Annotated in this window: 24 protein-coding genes and 1 pseudogene; 2 read left to right on the top strand and 23 right to left on the bottom strand. The window is 50.0% G+C overall.

The genetic code is table 11. The features are described from left to right. Positions 1 to 24 precede the first annotated feature (24 nt). Positions 25 to 270, top strand: a complete 246-nt coding sequence (locus GC087_RS14350) for a hypothetical protein (RefSeq protein WP_324028577.1) — start codon at positions 25 to 27, stop codon at positions 268 to 270. A 372-nt stretch (positions 271 to 642) separates the two neighbouring features. Here the strand turns inward: GC087_RS14350 and GC087_RS14355 are convergent, their stop codons facing one another. From GC087_RS14355 to GC087_RS14455, 21 genes are all read right to left on the bottom strand, one after another. Then, positions 643 to 990, bottom strand: coding sequence for a hypothetical protein (locus GC087_RS14355; protein WP_324028578.1), 348 nt, complete (start codon positions 988 to 990; stop codon positions 643 to 645). Further along, positions 987 to 1,595 carry a phage baseplate protein gene (locus GC087_RS14360; RefSeq protein ID WP_324028579.1) on the bottom strand — a complete coding sequence of 203 codons (609 nt, stop codon included), beginning with the start codon at positions 1,593 to 1,595 and terminating at the stop codon, positions 987 to 989. The genes GC087_RS14355 and GC087_RS14360 overlap by 4 nt, the downstream gene beginning before the upstream one ends. Positions 1,596 to 1,602: 7 nt before the next feature. Continuing rightward, on the bottom strand, positions 1,603 to 2,613 hold the full coding sequence (locus GC087_RS14365) for a hypothetical protein (RefSeq protein ID WP_324028580.1): 1,011 nt from the start codon (positions 2,611 to 2,613) through the stop codon (positions 1,603 to 1,605). Next, positions 2,613 to 2,879 carry a hypothetical protein gene (locus tag GC087_RS14370; RefSeq protein ID WP_324028581.1) on the bottom strand — a complete coding sequence of 89 codons (267 nt, stop codon included), beginning with the start codon at positions 2,877 to 2,879 and terminating at the stop codon, positions 2,613 to 2,615. Before GC087_RS14370 ends, GC087_RS14365 begins: the two co-directional genes overlap by 1 nt. Then, positions 2,879 to 3,538 carry a hypothetical protein gene (locus GC087_RS14375; protein ID WP_324028582.1) on the bottom strand — a complete coding sequence of 220 codons (660 nt, stop codon included), beginning with the start codon at positions 3,536 to 3,538 and terminating at the stop codon, positions 2,879 to 2,881. Before GC087_RS14375 ends, GC087_RS14370 begins: the two co-directional genes overlap by 1 nt. A 3-nt stretch (positions 3,539 to 3,541) precedes the next feature. After that, positions 3,542 to 5,428 carry a lytic transglycosylase domain-containing protein gene (locus GC087_RS14380; RefSeq protein ID WP_324028583.1) on the bottom strand — a complete coding sequence of 629 codons (1,887 nt, stop codon included), beginning with the start codon at positions 5,426 to 5,428 and terminating at the stop codon, positions 3,542 to 3,544. A gap of 64 nt (positions 5,429 to 5,492) precedes the next feature. Then, a complete protein-coding gene (locus tag GC087_RS14385; protein WP_324028584.1) occupies positions 5,493 to 6,110 on the bottom strand; it encodes a hypothetical protein in 618 nt (205 codons plus the stop codon). After that, positions 6,110 to 6,538 (bottom strand): hypothetical protein, encoded by a 429-nt coding sequence (locus tag GC087_RS14390; protein WP_324030636.1) that lies wholly within the window; start codon positions 6,536 to 6,538, stop codon positions 6,110 to 6,112. Before GC087_RS14390 ends, GC087_RS14385 begins: the two co-directional genes overlap by 1 nt. A 26-nt stretch (positions 6,539 to 6,564) precedes the next feature. Next, entirely contained in the window at positions 6,565 to 7,893 is a 1,329-nt protein-coding gene (locus GC087_RS14395; protein WP_324028585.1) for a hypothetical protein, read from the bottom strand. Next, a complete protein-coding gene (locus GC087_RS14400; protein ID WP_324028586.1) occupies positions 7,893 to 8,837 on the bottom strand; it encodes a hypothetical protein in 945 nt (314 codons plus the stop codon). Before GC087_RS14400 ends, GC087_RS14395 begins: the two co-directional genes overlap by 1 nt. Next, positions 8,824 to 9,252, bottom strand: a complete 429-nt coding sequence (locus GC087_RS14405) for a hypothetical protein (RefSeq protein WP_324028587.1) — start codon at positions 9,250 to 9,252, stop codon at positions 8,824 to 8,826. The genes GC087_RS14400 and GC087_RS14405 overlap by 14 nt, the downstream gene beginning before the upstream one ends. Beyond that, positions 9,249 to 9,689 carry a hypothetical protein gene (locus GC087_RS14410; RefSeq protein WP_324030638.1) on the bottom strand — a complete coding sequence of 147 codons (441 nt, stop codon included), beginning with the start codon at positions 9,687 to 9,689 and terminating at the stop codon, positions 9,249 to 9,251. The genes GC087_RS14405 and GC087_RS14410 overlap by 4 nt, the downstream gene beginning before the upstream one ends. Continuing rightward, complete coding sequence (locus GC087_RS14415) at positions 9,689 to 10,159, bottom strand: hypothetical protein (protein ID WP_324028588.1); 471 nt, start codon at positions 10,157 to 10,159, stop codon at positions 9,689 to 9,691. Before GC087_RS14415 ends, GC087_RS14410 begins: the two co-directional genes overlap by 1 nt. Before the next feature lie 65 nt (positions 10,160 to 10,224). Continuing rightward, the gene (locus tag GC087_RS14420) at positions 10,225 to 11,253 is read right to left on the bottom strand and encodes a hypothetical protein (RefSeq protein ID WP_324028589.1); all 1,029 of its coding nucleotides are present in this window, start codon (positions 11,251 to 11,253) and stop codon (positions 10,225 to 10,227) included. Positions 11,254 to 11,263: 10 nt separating this feature from the next. Then, positions 11,264 to 11,881 (bottom strand): hypothetical protein, encoded by a 618-nt coding sequence (locus GC087_RS14425; protein ID WP_324028590.1) that lies wholly within the window; start codon positions 11,879 to 11,881, stop codon positions 11,264 to 11,266. Then, positions 11,874 to 13,211, bottom strand: a complete 1,338-nt coding sequence (locus tag GC087_RS14430) for a DUF2213 domain-containing protein (RefSeq protein ID WP_324028591.1) — start codon at positions 13,209 to 13,211, stop codon at positions 11,874 to 11,876. The genes GC087_RS14425 and GC087_RS14430 overlap by 8 nt, the downstream gene beginning before the upstream one ends. Further along, positions 13,192 to 14,028: a hypothetical protein gene (locus tag GC087_RS14435; protein WP_324028592.1), complete on the bottom strand. Its 837-nt coding sequence runs from the start codon at positions 14,026 to 14,028 to the stop codon at positions 13,192 to 13,194. The genes GC087_RS14430 and GC087_RS14435 overlap by 20 nt, the downstream gene beginning before the upstream one ends. Continuing rightward, entirely contained in the window at positions 13,982 to 15,412 is a 1,431-nt protein-coding gene (locus tag GC087_RS14440; RefSeq protein ID WP_324028593.1) for an anti-CBASS protein Acb1 family protein, read from the bottom strand. Before GC087_RS14440 ends, GC087_RS14435 begins: the two co-directional genes overlap by 47 nt. 15 nt (positions 15,413 to 15,427) lie before the next feature. Then, positions 15,428 to 16,753: a terminase large subunit domain-containing protein gene (locus GC087_RS14445; RefSeq protein WP_324030640.1), complete on the bottom strand. Its 1,326-nt coding sequence runs from the start codon at positions 16,751 to 16,753 to the stop codon at positions 15,428 to 15,430. Between the two features lie 9 nt (positions 16,754 to 16,762). Then, a complete protein-coding gene (locus GC087_RS14450; RefSeq protein ID WP_324028594.1) occupies positions 16,763 to 17,791 on the bottom strand; it encodes a terminase small subunit in 1,029 nt (342 codons plus the stop codon). Continuing rightward, entirely contained in the window at positions 17,791 to 18,054 is a 264-nt protein-coding gene (locus GC087_RS14455; protein WP_324028595.1) for a hypothetical protein, read from the bottom strand. The genes GC087_RS14450 and GC087_RS14455 overlap by 1 nt, the downstream gene beginning before the upstream one ends. A gap of 68 nt (positions 18,055 to 18,122) precedes the next feature. On the opposite strand from GC087_RS14455, the gene GC087_RS14460 reads away from it, so the two are divergent. Continuing rightward, positions 18,123 to 18,347: a hypothetical protein gene (locus tag GC087_RS14460; RefSeq protein WP_324028596.1), complete on the top strand. Its 225-nt coding sequence runs from the start codon at positions 18,123 to 18,125 to the stop codon at positions 18,345 to 18,347. Here GC087_RS14460 and GC087_RS25835 read toward each other — a convergent pair. After that, positions 18,344 to 19,294, bottom strand: coding sequence for a DNA methyltransferase (locus GC087_RS25835; RefSeq protein ID WP_416383437.1), 951 nt, complete (start codon positions 19,292 to 19,294; stop codon positions 18,344 to 18,346). The two genes, GC087_RS14460 and GC087_RS25835, sit on opposite strands and share 4 nt — an antisense overlap. Continuing rightward, positions 19,283 to 19,774, bottom strand: a pseudogene (locus tag GC087_RS14465) (ParB/Srx family N-terminal domain-containing protein); the annotation flags it as partial. The pseudogene GC087_RS14465 and the gene GC087_RS25835, both read right to left, overlap by 12 nt. Positions 19,775 to 19,817: the final 43 nt, after the last annotated feature.

Genomic DNA, 19,817 nt, shown 5'->3' on the forward strand with positions numbered 1-19,817 from the left:
TACCTCATAATATGGAAATTAAAAATGAAAAAAACTTTATTCCTTTTACTCCCATTGCTTTTTTCTGGCGCAGCAAGTGCTGTAGATGCAGAAAATAACGCAAGCAATGTTTTACATTACGGGAAATGGTTTGTGGTTGAATTCACCATGCCCAATACGATCACTTATCGCATTGGAACTGAATCAAATTTACCCCAGCAAAGAGAAACTGTTTTCATTGACATATCTCCTTTAGAAAAATGCAATCCGGGAAAGGTTACCACCAATTAGTTTATTGGCTATAAACAACCCGACTTCTCTGGCGTGCCTTTTTTACCTGTAAAATATAAAGTAAGCGGTCAGAACACAAAAAACTCGATAACAAAACCTGTAGTGAGTGAGGGTTTTTTATTTACTCCAATCGAGTCGATGGACGCAGACGAATTGTTAAAAGCCAAAGATAAAGGATATTTTTCATTCTGGATACAACCACCTTCTGATAGCACCATGTCAGTTAAGAAAATGTTCTTCCCAATGGGTGGTTTTTCTAAAGCCTATGGGAAGGCTATTGAATTGTGCAAACAAAATATGTAGTGAAGTATAAAAAGTTTAGTTCCTTTAAAAATCATATCTTGCACATGACCGTTATCCAAAAGGATAACGTCAAACTGCTATCTCAGTCTGGTAACTGGTGCCATTAAGAAACACAACAGCGATATTGTAGGTGGGGTTATTTGCCCCATCTGCTTTCGTGATAGCCAGTGATGCGAAGTACCCCGCAAACTGCTGTTGCGTCATGTTGACGTAATAATCTGGATAAACCTGCTGGACGATGGACTGCTGTGCAGGTATGCCATATTGCGCATAGAACGGTGACTCACCCAAACCAAGTTTTAAAGTTTGTATCAACGTTGTCAGCCAGACATAAGAAGAGTCGCCATTTTCGTCTGTCTCAACGGCTACCCACTGCTTTTTTCCGTTCTCGTCGGTAACGCGCCCCCATGTTCTCACTTTGGCACCTCTGTAGTGACGGTACTGCTGCCAGACTCAACACCATTCACATTGTGCTTATGGGTCGCACCAATGTTAACGCCATTGTGAATCAGGCCAGAAGCGGACAGTTCCAGAGTCTGTCCGGCGATACTCAACGCGATCTTATCGCTGTCTATCGAAACCGATGTTTTACCGTCTGACGTTTTGATTAATGCTCCCTCTGGACCATACAGCACAATTTTATTCGGATTTTCCCCTGGCCACTCTGCATTTGCAATCGGTACAAAAAACAGCGGGGTCAGGGACAGTGTGTATGAAAGATTCGCTATACCAGGCCCCAGACCAGAAACACCCCGCAGTGAAACATCTGCCGCGATGGTCACCCCGCGGTCACCTGCCTGAATCGGATAGCGGATATAGGGAAATGTAGCAACAGGAATTGTAATCTGTGGAAAATTAATGCCCTCGGGAAGCATATCGAACTGAACCGTAACAATCTGGCCTCTTACCCCCACAACATGACAGGGCAGTTCACGCCCTTTCAATGCGGCCTGCGAGCGATTCACATCTGACATCATCCCCGAAAGCGTACTGATGAATGGCGTTTTCTGAGCATTTGACATTTTTACCTCATACTGATGTCCAGTTCTCCGCGATTGCCTCGTATACCGTTGCCCACGCATCACCATCCGCGACAAGGAAAGCACCAATATGTCTTACTGACGTAATCAGAAATTCCCCTGAAAAAATGACATTATCTTTTGGCACTGCACTGTATGGCGTTGTATTCATCATCAAAACTGATGATGGACCGGAAATCATACCCTGCGGCATTTCGATTACATCTCCGCATCGCAAATCGCCCCGTAATGGACACTTGAATGTCATTACGAAGGGTTCCGACCACGTTGGTTGTCCAATCAGCTCATATCCCTGTATTGCCTTTGGCGTTCCCCAGCTAACCGACGCGTTATCGTAAATGCGTATGGTGTCAGACTGCATGGTAATACCCACGCCCAGATAGTTATTATCACGCATAGTGGCAATCGAAAGGCTGCGAACCGCTATTGCAAGTGAAGAAACATCCGAACCGTACTCAAGTGAACAATCTTCAGGAAGAATCAGATTGTTGCTTACTGTACATATTATTTTTTTCCTGGTGTAAATTTTACTCAGCGCACGAGTTAAGACATCGCCAAGTTTTTCCCCTTTCCTGCCATTATCACTGATGCGCAAAGGCTTTCCGTTATCGAGCCTCCTGATAGCGGGATTAATAATAAGGTTCAGTGACTGATTAGTTCCGACCCAGTTAGCATATGCACTGTAAATATCACCATTAATAATTTCTCCCTGTTGATGTTCATCAGCCAGCGGCAGTCCTTTGGTAAAACCGGCAATCAAACTAACCTGACAACCATGTAGTTTCACACTCTGCCTCAGCACATCTATTGGTAAACCATAGATCGCAAGCATTGTTCCCGAACTCACCGTATCAAGACCGGTAATCATCACATCAAACTCGATATGTAACCCTCTACCTGGCGTATTGCTGGTATCGAACGGGCCTACAGGATTTCCGTAAGCATCGACGGGCGGCTTTCCGGTTTTAGGATCAGTGATTTTCAGATGATAATATCGCATCAAAGAGCCTCAAACTGATTACTGCTGACCCGGTAAATTAAAGAGCCGGGGGAATAAGGCAATGCCAGATTTATATCGTAGTCGTCTGGTGACCCAACCAGAGGGCAATACGCAACAATATTACCTGCTCCATCCGTTAATTTCAGATAATAGCGGTTCGAATAAAGATTAAATGGAACAGTCGCAAATAATGTTGTTCCACCCACGGATACTGTAAATCGAAAGGTTTCTTTGCCATTGGGTTTGAAGGGAATAATCGTTGTCATTATCCAAACTCCTGCGCTATTTGCCGTGAAACACCAGACCATGACAGCCCTTTGGGTGAAGGTACGCCGGAATCAAATTTACTCATTAAATCACCGAGAACAGAATCGGCTTGTTCCAGTGAAATAAGTGGTTGTTCGAACTCAAACTGCCATGAATATTGCACTTGTTTATTTTGTTCTGAAAAACCGGATGTATCTGTCAGTGTACGAAGCAGGCACCCGGTGAAAATAAACGATGGCGTCATGACCGTATAGCACCCTCCCTGCTGGTTATGCATGTCGAGTGCTAACTTCAGTGCACTGAAGGTCATTCCCTTGGTGGCATACCCACCATCCTGAGTCGAGACGGGTCTCAGCATCTGCATCAATACCCTGTTCGGCTTCCTGACAACAGCATTCGCTGCCGTCACCTGGTTATAAGAATTCAGATTTCCAATGTCCTGCTGAACCAGCGTAGTGCCCGCCATAGGTGTAAAATGCGCCGTTGGGCCTTTGCCTATCTCACCATGCAGTAGCCCGTCAGTAACACTCAATCCTTCGGTCAGAACTGCTATCGGCATCACACCACCGGGAATATCGCTGGCGATACCATCAACCAGCATAATGGGGGACACTTCGAAAGCCAGTCTGAACGCCTGCCCAAAATAATTCAGTGCCATTTATCACCTCGGAATCGACTGCCCAACGACCTGAGCCAGAATGTCAGAGCCTGGCTTCTGCTCAACCTGAAGAGTTATAGTGGCGCGGTCATTTTTGCCACCGCGGGAGAGAACGGTATTTGCTGCATCCAGTTGGCGCATAATTCCCGGATGTTGCTCTGTAGCCCCCTGTACTTGCGGTAGAATTTTCAACAGGTAATCTACAGTCTCTTTTTTGAGACTGAGATTTCCTTCCCTGTCGATACGCCCACCGTTATAGCTGGTGAGCATTTTCGCTATATCGCCTTTGTATCGCCGGTTAAGATCATTGAGATAACGTGCAGCAGCGACCGTAGCTTTGTTCGGATCAAAAACGTCATTTCCCTCCAGTCCGTAGGCTTTGGCAGTCTCAGGCATAAACTGAAACAGTCCTGCTGCACCGCTGACTTTGTTCAGCGCTAACGGATTCCATGAAGATTCTTTCTGAGCAATAGCAGACATCAAGCCATTTGGAAGATTTGCAGTTTTATTTGCGGCCTCCACAAATGTCTGTACGTTTGTCTTCATCGCATCAGGCATCTGGTATTTCGTATAAACATCGTCCTGCTTGAAATATTCACCGGTATATTGGTTTGTAAGCGGGTTAGCCCCCGGAAGATTTCCACCGAGATATTTATTACCAAACGCCACAAAAGCGGGATTAGCTTCATCAGCCCCAACACCAGCCCCATTAAAATTCACATCAGGAACGTTACCCGCAATCCACTTAATGGCTTGTCCAAGTGCCGAAATTATGGTTTTCACACAATCAGCAAACGTCTTTAGATCAGTCTGAAAATCATCACTACCGAGCCAATTTCCAAGCTTTTGCAAACCACTAGCTAATGTATCGAACAGCGCTTTGCCGTTTTTCCCATTAAGAAACTTATCAATGCTGCTGGTAAGGTTGTCGGAAATAAGCCCAATCGGGCCGCTGAGTTTTGCCAGTGCCTTAAGAAATGAATTCCCTATCCGATCAGCGTTGTAGGCAAATTTTGCTGATAAATCCTGCCAGCTCTGCTGTGTCCCGCTCCCCATAGCCCGATCCAGCTTTTGCGATTGTTCGGAAAACTGCTGATTGAGCTGAGGGATCCTGTCACTGTTCGCCAGAATCTGGTTGGCCGTGGCGACATCAACAACCCCATCCAGCCTGTGACTTCGCAATATCGACTGAGATACTCCCGTTCCTTTATATTGCTTAAGCATCGTCGCCACAGCGGACAGCAGCTTAGGCATATTCGCGGCTGCACCCTCTCTGGGGTTAATCCCCATGCTTATCAACCCCGAATATAAGGGGTTTTGTGGATCATTCTGCGCAGCCGCTAACGACATCATCATCCCGTCAGCAGCAGAGATACGGGCTCCGTAAACATTATGCGCGGCCTGCTTCTGCCCGGTACTTACACCTAATCCCTGAGAGGTCTGATACTGCCGGCTTACTCTCTGCGCCATATAGCCGTAACCGAACAGGCCACCGCCACTTGCAGCGGCAATCTTTGCCCCCCAGGATACGGTAGTGGTAAACAGACCTCTCAGCGTGTTTGTGGTCGCCCCAAGGGTTTTGTTGATAAGCGTAAAGGTCTTGAGTGTTCCCTGTGCCTCTTTGTTGAGACTCTTCAGGAACTTCTCAAAGCCGGTATCGCTAGGCGTTTTTTGGCCGCCTGCACCACTTCCCTGCCGCGGCGTTGCCGGAGGAGAAGCCGTTGGGACTGAAAGGGATGTCGTGGGTGCTGGCTGTGGCGCTGAGGGATATGGCAATCCACCTGGCCCGATACTCAGGGCATTTTTAAATTTATCGGCAATATCTTGGAGTTTCTGGATCTTCTCGTCGCTGAAATCCAGTGTGAGCACCGGAAGCTGGTTTCCTGTCATCAGAAAATACTCCCCGGCGGCTTAAATTTCATGAGTTCACGCAATTGAGCCGCCGTTTTAAGGTTTATTCCGGTATTGCTCCAGAGTTCAGAGAAGCCGATTCCGGCGCAGTAGTCGAGGACGTCGCTGATAACGTTTTCACCGTCTCGCCAGAACTGGCGGGATGCGTCGATGTCGGCAACGAAGCAATCCATTCCGTAAGCGTCGAGGATGAAATTGCACTGCCCCACAGTCCACCCACCTGTTCCATCACCTCTCTCGCCTGTTGAGGTTTGTTTATCGACGAGACACATGTAAAAAAAACGAGTTCACCCAGAGCTTCTTCAGGCTCAATAACCTTACGCCCGATGGCGACATCCAGAGGAGCCGTGTCCCAGCCCTTTCCCTCAACAGGATAGACGAGGTTGGACAGGCGGATAATCTCATTAAGCAGCGTGTTCCTGACGCCGGTATCGCCGTCCCACACGCCCAGATCCTGACTGATTTTCTCCAGCATCAGGTAAGCAACCCGTGGTCCCGCAACGACGCCAAGCCCTTCAGAGAAAATCGCAGAAAACGTTTTACTCAGAATGTAGAAATGTTGACGGTAAACCTCTTTTGAAATAGGGGTTGCGTGAACATAGCCCGCCCCCATGTCCGTCTCAACAGGCAGAACAAAATTCATATTCCGTGCAATTTTCATCAGATATCCCACATTTCAGCATTGATGTAATAGGTGCCGGTGATCGTGACAGCAACACCCGGCTCACCACCGGCAAACGACATATCCTGCACATTGGTGATAGCGGTGTTCAGCACAGTAAAATCACCAAAAGTGGTACTGTCTGAATAGACCTTTGCATCGCCGATAGCGGTGTTCTTTTCCCACTGTGCCTTGTACTGAGCACCCAGCGCCTGACTGCGCAACAGGTGAACCCTGGACTGCATGACAAGATACGGCTGCGGCGACTGAACGGCTCCGGTCATTGCCGGCAGGAAATCAGTCATGTTTCCCTGGAAAACTAACTCAACGCCCTCCTTCGCAAGAAAAGACGCCGATACATTCAGTTCAGGGTGATCGGTAAATTTAATACTGGCGCGAACGCGGTTAAGAACGCCAACGGGGATCATTGGATTTGGCACGGTTCAACTCCTTTTTAAGAAAGCTGCATGGTCACGTTAATGTTGAAAATAATTGCGGTAAAACCACGCATTGGGGTGTAAGTGGCAGACAGTCCGGCGTAGCGGCCAATTCCATAATCGTTCGGGTTGTTTTTAACGTAGGTTTTGAACGCTACCGCGTTAACCGGGGTTTGCCCGTTGACCAGGCCATAAGAAACACCAGTGTTGAAGACGCCCTGCGCTACCTGTTGCAAACGATCAATACCGTCCTGGTTGTAATACAGCGGATTGATGGGATTATTGCTGCCGTTGATGACTGCATTCGCCAGCATCATATCGACATTGATCTGCACCCAGTCCACGCTGTACCAGTAGGTCATATCGTTACCGTCGCTGGTGACGCCCTTCACCAGCATGGTGTTCGCAATACCGCCCTCCGCACCCGTGTCCACGTAGTTGATGTTTTGCTTCACCATCGTGGTCAGAATGCTGGCTTTCGCCTTATTTGCGTTTACGGCCTGAAGGTAGCGGAATGCCATGGGAGGCACTTTGTTGATCTCTGACGGTGACGGAGAAACAAAATTCCACATTGCAGCAGCGGCCGCATTTGTCACCGGATAGGTATCATCAGCCATCGCAATAATGGATTTAATACCGGCGTATGGCGTCACGTAGTTGGTATCATCCGGCGTGTCTTCCAGCGCGAAGAAGTACTGCATCGACTCGTTGGAGGTATACAGCTTCGCAAGGGTGATAAAATCGTCGTTAGCTTTCCATGCCTCCGGTACCAGATAGGCATAAAAACGCTTAACTGGCTCCTGCATGTACGTTTTAAGCGCTGCTACTTCGTCTTTTGGAAGGTCATCCTGAAACCCAAGCTCAAGGAGATATGTACCCACAGAACTACCCTGAGCAAAGAATGTTTCGACAGCGGTAACAAGCGCATCGCTCCCGTTGATGGAAAACTGGCCTAACGTAGTTGGAGAACCATCAAGGGAAGAATCTCTGAGCGTCCAGGTCAGCGTTTTGCTATCGATGACTGTTGCCAGATACGTACCGTTCCAGGCTTTTGGTGAACAATTCTGGACGGTGATCTCCAGTTCACTCCCCGGGTCACGTGTAAGAGAGACATCGGCCGGCAGAGCCAGAGTAATGTCGGTTCCGAACGACTGAGCCTCGGCTTCCAGCGAACTGATGGGATAATTCACCAGATCGGTAATATCCGACGGCTGCGTTAATAATACAGGTTTACCGGGTTCCTGAAGCGTCGCGCCGAACGAAAGGACGGCGGACGTTTGCTGTAAATTTGACGGAATTGCGCCAATCGTCTGCGAGACGTTAACTGTTACGATGTTGAAGCTCATTATCTGACCTCGTAGTTAAAAATGACTTCTTTGATAAGCTGATGCGAAATGTCCCGCGTCGTGGCCTGGTAATAATTCACGTCGAAATCCACGATTTTCTTTTTCGCCAGCGCGTTTATTTCCACCTGGTTTGATTTCGCGTCGCTGACGATCGGCACGTTAGTTATGCCAAACTCCTCGTCATCGAGCGCCTTGTTCACCACATAGTCAACGAAGTCCAGTGCCATCTGGTTGCTGAAACCGTAGAGCGTCACGCGGACCGAATCCTGCGCAAACTGGTAACGAGCATTGCCCCGCACGGCGGCTGCCATTTGCAGCGGTACCGTATTTCGAACGTCGGCGGCGATGTATGGCGGCTTCAGGTTTGAGGGAACCAGGAAGGACGGGTAAACCGTGGCGAACTGTTTCAGCGCAAGCCAGATGGGGGTGCTGTTCGATATAACCTGTTCGTCACTGATGTCGTCCGGGCTGTCGATGATCTGCGAACGCATAGTCGGGAGGATTGCCATACCGCGATAATGGAATATGCCCGATTGCGTGTACCGGCTCTCCATCCGGGAAAAGGCAAACTGTGTCCCTTCGTATTCACCAAGATAAATGGCGTTAGGATCTTCAATGTTGAAATCGTCGGCCTTTGCAATTGGCGTGAAGATGATGTTATTCACGTCACGGGAAGACGTTGCCGATTGCTCAGTGACGACCTGCCTGTGCAGGCTACCCTTTATCGTAGTGACTAGCGGGTTAGCAATACCCATACGCTCCAGCTCGTCGGGTGTGATAATTTCGGCATTAACCCAGTACACAAAACCATCGAGCGGGAGAACTTGTCGCACGTAGAGGCGAAAGGTGATCTCCTGCCCGGATGAAATGGTTTCGACTGCTGACTGGAGAACGCTTGAGAGTTGCGTGCCGGTACTCTCGGCAATTTCATCAAGACTCGGCATCGTTACCTATCCATGCAACAAAAGATGATTTAAACAGGCCTCCATCGATAAACGATGGTCGCCGTTCACCGCGTTCAATCTTCAGACGTGAGTTTTTACCTTCCAGCGCAGCCAGTGTCGGAACACCGTCAACGGATAACCCGGCCATTTCTTCCTGTTCGAGAAAAATATTGAACTGCTGCATGGTTTCCCCGAGCAATTCCCCCTGAGTTAAAGGCGCTCCATGCTGAATGTGATTGATAAGAGACCAGGCCAAAGCCTCGCCCACCTCCGCGCAAATCTCTTTTTTGTGAGTTTCGAAGAAATGGGTAAAAAGCTGGTATCGGTCCTGTAGATCCTCGGCAACTTCGTGTGTGGTGGCAGACGTATCGCCATAGTCATACGGCATATCAACGACACCCAAACAGACTTTCACGGCGTATACCCCCATACCGGCCCAAGTTCCATCAGTACCGCAATAACCTGGCGGCCATACGGATCCTGCATCAGCATCAGATCAGCCAGCGTCAGATTACTGAGAGCGTCACTGATTGCCATTGAACCCGATGTATCCTGGTCAGCAGCGGAATTAACCAGCCCGTACACGGGTGTATTCAGGCCAAGTTTTTTACGCTGTTCTATGAAGAAATCACCGGGACCATATCGCAACAAAAGCGAACCACCAGCGTTATAAACGGTGTTCGTGTAGATAATGGGCAGGCACTCCAGCCCCAGATTTTTCGGGATGAGTTCAAGTGCTGAGCAATAACAGCATTTCAGTGTGGGAGCATCATCGGAAATCGCTGTTTCAGGAACGCCCATCACGCCACGAACAAAGTGGATAAATCCGTCAAACGTCGGGCGCGTGGTCATCATTTTTGTACCTTCACCGTTTTATTCAGTTTCGGCGGGTTGGCCTGTTCAGCGTTGACGGCTTCACCTGTGATTTCTACGACAACTTCACCCGGTTTAGGCGTTTCACCGCTCTGCATGACAGCCTTATCAACGGCATTACTCATAGACACGGCGTTTGCTTCGAGAATGGACTGAGACAGATCATCGAGATTTTCGGTTTTTTGCTCCGCATTCTCTTCTATACGTCCAACGGTCACCGGTTTATCAATGGAATAGCAAATGCCGGAAAAAGCTTTGTCTACTTTGTCACAACGCTGGAAGCCATATGGCTCATGCTGCTTAATAATGTGGTGAATAACGTCCGACTGATTATCGATCATGTGCTGACCACCAGCGGGGATCGTCACGCCGAAAGACTGTGATTTTTCGGGCAGTTTATAGTTGAACGTATGAGCCTGACGGGAGCAGTTAGCGATAAAAAGTTTCATGAATTTTCCTCAAAAAAATGGGGAGTTTTATCTCCCCAAATTCACCAGTTAAAACAACGAGGGTATTACGCGTATTTAGCAGAAAGCAGCGTCACGCCTTCGGAACGGAAGTTCCAGCCAGGAGTGGCACGCATGGTGTACAGCGTTGTAATGCCGCCATCCGGCATCGGTGACGGAATTTCAGTCGGCGCCGCAACGTCACAGAACATCACGTTCACGGCTTTCTGATTCGGCATCAGTGTCGAGAAAATGTTGGTATTGAGTTCCTGACGAGCCTCAGGCACAACCAGTTCCGGGTTGGTCACGATAATGAGATCAGTACCGCCCGCCCCCTTGCCAATCAGCGTGTCGTCCTGGCAGAAGATCACATCATCTCCGCTGGCACCATTGGCGATGTTTTTAATCATAGTGCCGACCGTTTCAGTACCGCCACCGGGACGCTGGTAACTGGTCAGTTCAACGACGCCCGTCCATTCAAGTGCCTTCATGAATCGCTGAGGGCATAGAACAACGGTCGACAGCGCCTGGCCAAGCAACATCATGCGGCTTTTCTGATCGGCAATAAGACCGAGCACAAATTTCGCCATTTCACCGGAATCCCAGGTGGTGTACGAATCGTTGCCCTGGCTGTCGCTGCCGAGGTTTACCGTGGTGGCATTTGGTGAGTTGGCGATCCCTTCGTTGTTGGACGCCTTCACACCGTAAATAAGCATGTTACGAAGCTGCTGCGCGTGGCCCTGACGGTTTGCCAGTTGCAGACCACTGTTAAGCGAATACCCCCAACGACTCGCAGCATCAGTATCGAGATAGCTGTACTGGGAGCGAGTCGAAATGCGGTAAGTCATCATCTGGTCATAGCTCGGAACGATGCTCGCAGAAGGTAACTGGCCCGGCAGTGACTGGCCGACATGCGCCTGAGTCGTTGCACGAAGATATTTCTGGTAAACAACCAGATCGCTTGACCCGATACGGGCGGATGGTGCGCCACCCGGGAGGAGTTCGAATGCGCCGGAGGCCATGCTGTACTGCATGACAATTTCCGGCTGCATCATGGAAGGCGATACCGTGGTAATCGCTGGTGCGAATGCGCTCATTAATAACTCCTTAAATCAAGAACAGGCCGCAAGGCTTGCTGTTTTCCCAGACCACGTTGCCGCTGGCTTCTTTTTTCACCGTAAGGTTGCCCTGTTGGGAAACCATCAACAGGCTGATGTTCACTTTCGGGTTAGGCGACGAGCTGCTGGAATACACGTCCACGCAGTTTTCTGTCATATCCCAGACAAAACCATCAGCCCCGACCGGATCATCACCAGTGGCAAGTGCCGCGACCGCTGCGCTGATCGGCAATGGAATACGCGCACCTGAACCGACGCGATAGTAGTGAACCGAGCCGCCAGCCAGATAAAGCGGTACCGGATTGCTTGCAGTCGTGATGCCGTGATACGCCTGGTTGAACACGGTGAAAGCATTACAGACCGAAGCCGTGGCTTTTTTGATGTTTGAGCCGCTTACGTTTTCAGCGACAGTGGAAACGCACTCAACCACACCAATGCCGCCCCAGACGGGCGCATCAAGGTTTTTATCCAGAGTGCCGGAGCAAAGTTGCAGGCGGATCGCAGGGTCGTCCTGCGCGTCACCCTGAGTCAGGCCACGCGACTCGACGTTAAAGCTGCCAGCGAATGAACCCTGTGTTTTGAACGGGTCGAAATTAATATCAGCCATGGTTGTTTATGCTCCCTGGAGTGTTGATTTTGACGAGGCGACGCCCCGGAGTTTTAAATGCCGCTAACCAGACGTTGGGATCGCCCTGGTATTCGGTAATACGGCGCCCGGCTTCATCCATCCGAACACGCTGGTGTAACTGGCCCAGTGTGTTATTCATTTCGTTTTCGATGGATTTACGCGCTTCGCTGTAGATCGCCTCTTCCAGCACGGAGAGAGTCGCAGAATCCGCAATTGCGCGAATATTCACGTCCTTGTGCTTTTCTGAGTGCTTCTGCATCCCCATCAACACGCGCTTGCGATAATCCAGCGGTTTTTCACCGGAGAATGGAGTTGGTGCCTGTTTGCCACATGCCACGTAAGCGGAGTCAGCTTTAACGCGTGCTTCAGTCATGTCAGAGTCAGTTTTTGCTTTTTCCTCCTCCTCGGCCTTGGCTTTTTCTTCATCAGCCTTGGCCTGATTAGCTTTTCGCTGTTCTTCCTCGGCTTCATCCGCTTTGGCTTTTTCCTCAGCCTTGCGCTGTGCTTCCGCTTCATCTGCCTTTTTCTGCTCCTCGGCAGCGGCATCCGCTTTTTTCTGTTCTTCCTGATCGGCTTTTTCCTTTTCCTCTTTCTCTTTGGCCGCGTCAGCATCGGCTCGCGCCTTAATGCCGTTTTCCAGCGAGTCCATACGAGCCGTAACTCGCTCAAGCCCCTGATTAATACCGCCCACCGCATCGCCCACTACTTTAGCGATGAGGGTCTCCAGCATTTTCTCTTCCATATCAATGTCACCTTTGTTAGAAACCTCGACCCCTGCGGGGATCTTGTCTTTGTCCCACACTCCCAAAGAGCCGTGGTCCTCTGTTACCAGAGCGATGTGATCGACCAGGTACGGCACCCCTTCGATAAGAAAGTTGGTGTCGCCGTCCATAACTTCCACATTGCCTGATGCGTTGTTGAATACGACCGCCGGGCTTGTAGAAACGCCCCCCTTCGAAATCTGGTCAACGATGTCCCGGATGTAGATGCGGCAAACAGCCCAAACCTCATCCCCGCGGATATAGGGGAGCATCACCGAACCAACTATTCGCGCGGTAAAATCTTGTTCAGTGAGGACAGCGTCATCTGGATGGTTGGCGATGACCGGGAGGCCATTACAACGCTGCAAAAACGCGTCGTTTAGGTAGATATTTGGGTCACGCCAGACGTGTTCTTTTAGTCCCGTTCGGTAAGCCAGCCCGGTACCAGTTATGCGCAGGTTGACCAGCCACATGTTCGAAAACTTCATTGGAGAAGGCGCAGTGCCGTCCCGTATTCGCTGTGCTAATTCAAGTTCGGTTAAATTCACGTTTCCCTTTCTCCGTTAAAAACTCGACAGGTAATTTCTGAGGGGCATAAATCGGAAACACCTGGCAACTGCAAAATGGCTCTTCGCCAGCAGCGGTAATTTCGTCGTAATAACCGTTTTCTGGCTTAATCAATCCCTGCTGTACCGCCCACGAGTCGCGGATCAGATAAATCAGCGTGTCGCGATGTTTGTGGTCAACGCGATAGTCGTAGCCAGGCCTCCGCCAGTTTGAATGCCAGCGAAACGCGATAGCGCCCCCTTGCACGGAAAGCAGGTATTTCACGTTGCTCGCGAGTTTGTGGCCCTGGTCGATTGCCACCCGGCGACTTATAAAATCCAGATCGGTAACTGATTTTCGAATAGCCGATTTCTGTGCGTTTTTATCAATCTCGCTCACTCCGTCAGGAGGGATAGACGTCACCCACCCCTGAAAACGCTGCACAGTTCGCTCAATGGCCTGCTCACGGTTCAGTTTGATAAGGTTTGTGCTGGCGAAGATTCGCCGATCAAGCTCCTTACGGAGTTCAGGCTTAATCTTATCGAGAGTGATTTGTTTGGGACCGTCTGGAGGCTGGTCCCGCAAAGCGCCTCCATGAACGACGAGGCGGCTATAAATGGAAGTGAGGTGTTTACGCGTTACATCATCGCTTGGGGATTCTCTGCTGGCTGCCACCCGAAGTTTCTGGCACCAGGACAGCAATGATTTTTGACTATCCCATCCGTTATCAACGTAATAATTAATCGCATCGGTCAGCACCTCGTAGAAGCTTTTAGGTTTCCTCTTCGGTTTCGTTCGGCTGGTTCGTTTGTATGCCATTATTAAGATCCTGCGGTGGTGGAGGCTGATATTTCGAAAGGGCTTCTTTATCAATAATCATCGGCGAGTCACCGTAGGTTTCAGTTGCATTTGTCACGCTGGCCAACCACTCCGTCACCATTGCCTTGTTTTCGGGATCAAGTTGCGGCGCCACAATGGAGTACAAAGCTCCAGCCTGCTGAACAACTTTACTGTCACTCTCCCGGCGCTTGTCAGGAGACTCTTCCACCAGTTCCTGCCATTCCGCATTAAACTCACGCTCCCACATACGAAATGTGGTCTGATAATCCTCAGTTATGATGTCCGGGTAATCGTTTTTCAGTGAGGTATAGAAATCTTCGCTCCAGGCGATGTAACGTACCAGGCGCTCGAAGTAATCCATCACCGGCTCAATAACCTGACGTACTCCATCGACGTACTGACTAATGGCTTTAGAATCCTCTTTACCCTCCCCAAACCCATTGGAAAAGGCTTCCTCTTTAATGAGAATGGCCGGAACGTCACTACCGGCGGCGATGTCGCTGATAATGTTGTCGCGGGCTGTAGAGAGCGCTTTATCGATGTTCTGAAGGTTCAACGATTCGATATCGTCTTTCGTGCCAATACTGAGCACCCCTTCATTTTCCGAGATTTTGACGTTTTCCCTTTTCTTACCTGTGGCCGCCGCCATGATGCCGCTGGCTACCGAGCCGTTCTGTTCAGTTTTGGCGACAAGCACGCCCGCCTTTTTAGCCACAAGGTTGTTTGCCACCATCGTCCCGATGTAAGACTTCATCGGATACAGAACACGCTGAAACACGCTGCGGCCAGTAAAGCCGAACGTTGAATTCTGGTATTCGAGGTAAATAGGTGTGCCGTGGAAAATTTTCAGAGTGCGCGATGGATGCCAGCTTTTTGACGCTATTTTTAGCGTTGAATTCGCCTGTTGAAAGTACCGGCTGTTCGGGTTCTGGTCTGTGACCATGCTGCCGGAAGCATTCAGGGGGTCCCAGACGTTGATATACACGTCATCCTCCCGAAGCCCAAATGTTGGAAGAGGCTCTCGGCACGTCACACCATCCGTTCCCACCCCGATAGCGGCAGCGCCATAGCAACGAGACACGTAAAAGAGATTTTTTATCTTCTCATTGAGGCCCATACGCTCCCATACTTCGCGAAACTGACGAACGACACGTTCATCTGGGTCCGTTTCGACGTTATAGGAGCGCGGTTTGCACATCGCCATGTTGATCGGCTTTTCCACCAGCTTCCCGCCGAGGGGATGGAACTGCCAGAGCAGCTTGCAGGTGTTATAGCCAACATCGGTACCCGGCTTGATAGCGTCGCTATCGAGTATCTGCATTAGCTCAGAGCTAAGGTTGGTATTAATCTGAATTTCTGCCATTACAGAAGTCCCTGTTTACAGTGCCTCGTAGTTCCCGAACGCGATGATCAGGCCGTACGTGTAGCAGTCGAAAAGGTCATCAGCGCGTTTATGCGCTTTCGGGTCGGCCAGGTGGAAACCGGCAATCTGGCGCCAGAGGTGGTTAGCGGTCTTTTTCTTAAACTCGACCGTTTTATCGAAAGCAGGTTTGGCGATTTTTGCTTTTTCCTGCCAGTGATGACCGGACGCCAAAACTGCCCTTTCGTCTTTCCCCTTAGAGGTCAATACCGATTTTATGGGCTTCATATCCCATTCTTCGGTTTCGGCTTTCTGGTTGAGGATGGCACCCATTGCAGCGTCTTCCATGAAAACGCCCTGGCTCCCATGACGGGGGCGGCAAATCTTCGCCAGCCGTTCGAGGTTGTCGTAAACACCCGGCATATATTCCGGGAGTAACGACGCTTTAATCTGCGTCACATCCCAGTCAATGATGGTCAGCCGCGGTTCTGAGTAGGTTTCTTCATAAGCGAAGTAAACGAACCCGGTGCCGTCGTTTTCGGTACCGCCTTTCAGTGCGGTATCAGCCACCGCGAAGATCATGTCGCAGGTAGTTGGCATATCGACGGGCAGGCCATCCACCAGCAGCTTATTCACGTCCAGCAACGCTTCTTTCGACCAGTCGATAAACTTGGCCAGAAATTCCTGCTGCCATACACGGGGGTCTGTAGTTCGCTCTATCTCCGCCAGCTCATCTGCCGGAAGGTGAGGGTTTGATGAAGACGGTGCATGATGCTCATGGAAGCCGTGAGCCGGGTCGTTACAGATGGCGTAGAAAAAGTTCTGATCGTTAATACCGTCAGGTGTGGAAAATACCCAGGCGCGGCCACGATAATCCACCAGCGTTGGTTTGATAGCGCGGGGCCAGATTTCTTCCAGCATTTCCGGTGATTTGGTAAACGCAGCTTCATCGATCAGGACGCAATGATATTTACGGCCACGGCCTGCCAGTTTGTTATCGTCAGTAACCCAGAAATCTATCTTGCCGCCATTCTTCAACAGAATTCGCTTCTCACTGCGAGACTGCGTTTTAATCAGCGGCTTAAGGTATTCAACCAGTTCGTCAAAGATTTCCTGATATTGCCGATATTGCGCGGTAAATATCCCCACTCGCCCGGCTATCGATCTCTTTGTTCCTGGTATAACGAATTTATTGGTGACATAGCTTATCGCTATATCAACCAGCATTACGGTTTTGCCCCAACGGCGACCACAACGAATAGCGTTGTATCGGTGCTCAGAACCTTCCGTCCAGACACGAAGTTGCTCGGAATGTAATTCCGGTAAGAAAATTTCCGCCACGATACACCCTGCTTATTCAGCGCCTGGCGGCTTCAGCGAATTGTGAATAATGATCTGCTCGTTACCGTTCGCTCCATTACGGAGGTTTTCGATTTCGGCTTTGATTTTTTCATTGCTCAGGCGGACACGTTCGATTTCGAGTAACCGAAGTTCTCTATCCTGTTCGCTGGAGGCCAGATTGTGGAAAGCTGCGAGGTTTTTCAGTGCAGCGTCCTGGTCACGCGTCATGACCTCGATGCCGAATTTAGTTTTCTTCACCCCGGCGATAAGACGACGAGCCGGGCCAACTAAATCCCGCGTATCAGCAAGGAAAACATCTTCAATGCCCTCACCTGCGCATTTAGGACAATCAGGGTTGGGATCGTCATTAGCCACAAAACCAAATCCACCTGACTGATCCGGCGGCGGCTTGCTGTCATTCGCTGCTTTGGAGGCGGCCTTGTCATACTCAGTTTCATCAATCCACTGATAACGGTTATCGAATCCCCAGCAGTAACGGCAGCACACACGGCGCATCTGAGAAATCTCGCCGGGATCGGCAATCGCGATTTCATGCCAGTGCCTGAGAATGTCCTGGGCGTTTAATATGGCCTGCTCGGTTAATTGTTCAATACCCTGGTTAATAGCTCTCGCCACCGAAGGCTTGCGATACAGCATTCGGGCGTTTCTGCCGCCTCCGGTATAACCTGCCTTCCGGTATGCCTCGTACTTATTGCGGCACTCCAGATAGTAGGAAACGAACAGTTTTTCTTTATCCGAGAGATCTGCGCAAAAACGGGATCTTTCGGGATCAGGTTTTGCGCAGTTTTTTACTGCCCTCCCTTTTCCCTTTCCCTGCTCTGGAGCAGCTTTATCAGGATTCTGCGCAACTACCTGCGCAGTTTTTTTTTGCGCATTATTCTGCGCAGACTTTTTTATGTAGCGGCGGGCTGTGTCGTAAACCAATCCCTGCTGTTCACACCAGTCTTTCAGCTTTATACCCGTACTGGCGTGAGCGGCAGCAAACTGAGATTGCAGCGCCTTCCAGTCGGGTTTGCTCATCAATCACTGTCCTTACTGCGTGAAAGTCTCATTAGCTCGTTATAGGCGTAAACGTCACCGTTACGGGCGCGTTTGTATAACGCGCCGCGTAATTCGGCCTCTCCCTTTGCCCGCCCCTTCCTGATCGCCTCTCTGAACAAGGATATTTTCCCCCTGTCCTTTTTCAGTTCATCCAGAGAAATATCCAGCACATCAGCAATCTGCTGTTCGTTCAGGCGGCGTGCGGCCAATGCCTCAATTTTCACTATTGGTAAAGTCTGCATATTTCCCCCGCATCCCCTCGAACGGGGGCGGTGACTTCGCTATCGTCCAGAGCACGGAGGAAAACGCCATGCAAAAGAAAATCGACGTTCTCAGGGAACTGGCCAGTAAAAACGAGTGGGAAGCGGCTATCAAACTTGCCGGAAGCTTTCCCCGCCTGGGTAATGAAGCGCGAACCATCACACGGGCAAAAGAAGCCGTGCTACGTCCGGAGTTTCAAATACAGATGGGAAGAGATCCGGCATTATTGATTGCTGCTGGTGTTAACGCTTTAAAAGCGAAATATCGTCTTTAATCTGGCTCGTCGGGGAAAATGTCAGTGACATCGACTTCACCACAGGCTTCTACCGCTTTACGGGGATCGCCTTTTACAAACACCAGTACATTTTGGTGAGTCTTGCCAAGCTTGCGGCTGGCAGAAAACATCTTACCGGCCCGAACAGGCAGACTACCCGCCTGGGTTACAAGGATCGCCTCGTTGTAATAGGCTGCGCCTGCATCACAAAATGCCGATACGGTATCACTGACGAAATTGCGGTAGATGCCTTTCGCATCGCGCACTTCCCCTACAACAAAACACGCGAACCGGTCATTTTTCAGCAGGGATAGCGCATTTTTGATGATTTGCCGATAGGCGCTTACAAACTCAGAGTAATCCAGCGTCGAAATATCAGCTGGGTCGTCAGAATAAACCTCAAGATCAGCGTACGGCGGGCAGCTAAACAGAAAATCAGCCTGCGTCCCTTTGAAGTGCTGGTGTATGTCTCGACTGTCACCGCAATGCCAGTGCGGGGCAATACCGCCATCGGTATCAATCTGATCCCACTGCTGACGATTCGCGTCAACCTGTTCACTTCTCAAATCGCAGCCCAGATATTGACGCCCAAGTTTCGCAGCGACAACACCCCGCACAGAACCACCAGCAAACGGATCGATCACCACCCCGCTATCAGGCGAAAACCAGCGATAGGCCAGTTCACAAATTACCGGGTCGAAAATGCTGGTCGTCGGCAACGTTTGCAAATCGGGGTGGGCCTGGAAAAACGCATCCCAGCTTACCGTTCTACCAATCTTTGCCTCATACGTATTTTTCTTATCGTAAACCGCGCCGCTTTGTGAAGATTTATTGAACAGTAGTTCGCTATCACGACCCGATTCTGACTGTATGCCAAGGGAGATCCAGCTTCGCTTACGTTCCTGCCACCAGCCCTCGCGGGCATTGAGCACCGAAAACGGTGGCACAAGAAATTTTTCGGTCAGGTTTCCCGCTTTTGATTCGCCTGGTAACAGATTGTCATCAACATTGAAAAGTTCGTCGATCTCTGACTGACTGAACCCCGTGAGATCAATGTCAAAGCCGCTGTCCAGCAAATCGCTTAACTCCAGCTTTAATAATTCATCATCCCACCCGGCGTTTAACGGTAATTTGTTATCTGCCAGGCGGTAGGCTTTTTTCTGCTGCTCACTTAGCCCGGACAGGGTGATCGTTGGCACTTCATCAACAAAAAGCTGCTCAGCGGCCAGCAATCTACCATGACCGGCGATCACTTCTTGGTTCTCGTCAATCAGCACCGGATTCGTCCAACCGTACTCATTGATACTGGCGACAATCTGGCTCACCTGTTCATCGGAGTGCGTCCGGGCATTTCTGGCATAAGCAATCAGTGAGTTGAGCGATTTATAAACAATCGCAAGGGTTGATTGATTTTTTGCTTTGGTCATGTGGGTTGATCCAATACTATGACCCGGCTTGTACAAGCTGGTG

The organism is Pantoea sp. JZ2, assembly GCF_035191405.1.
Lineage (GTDB): Bacteria > Pseudomonadota > Gammaproteobacteria > Enterobacterales > Enterobacteriaceae > Pantoea > Pantoea stewartii.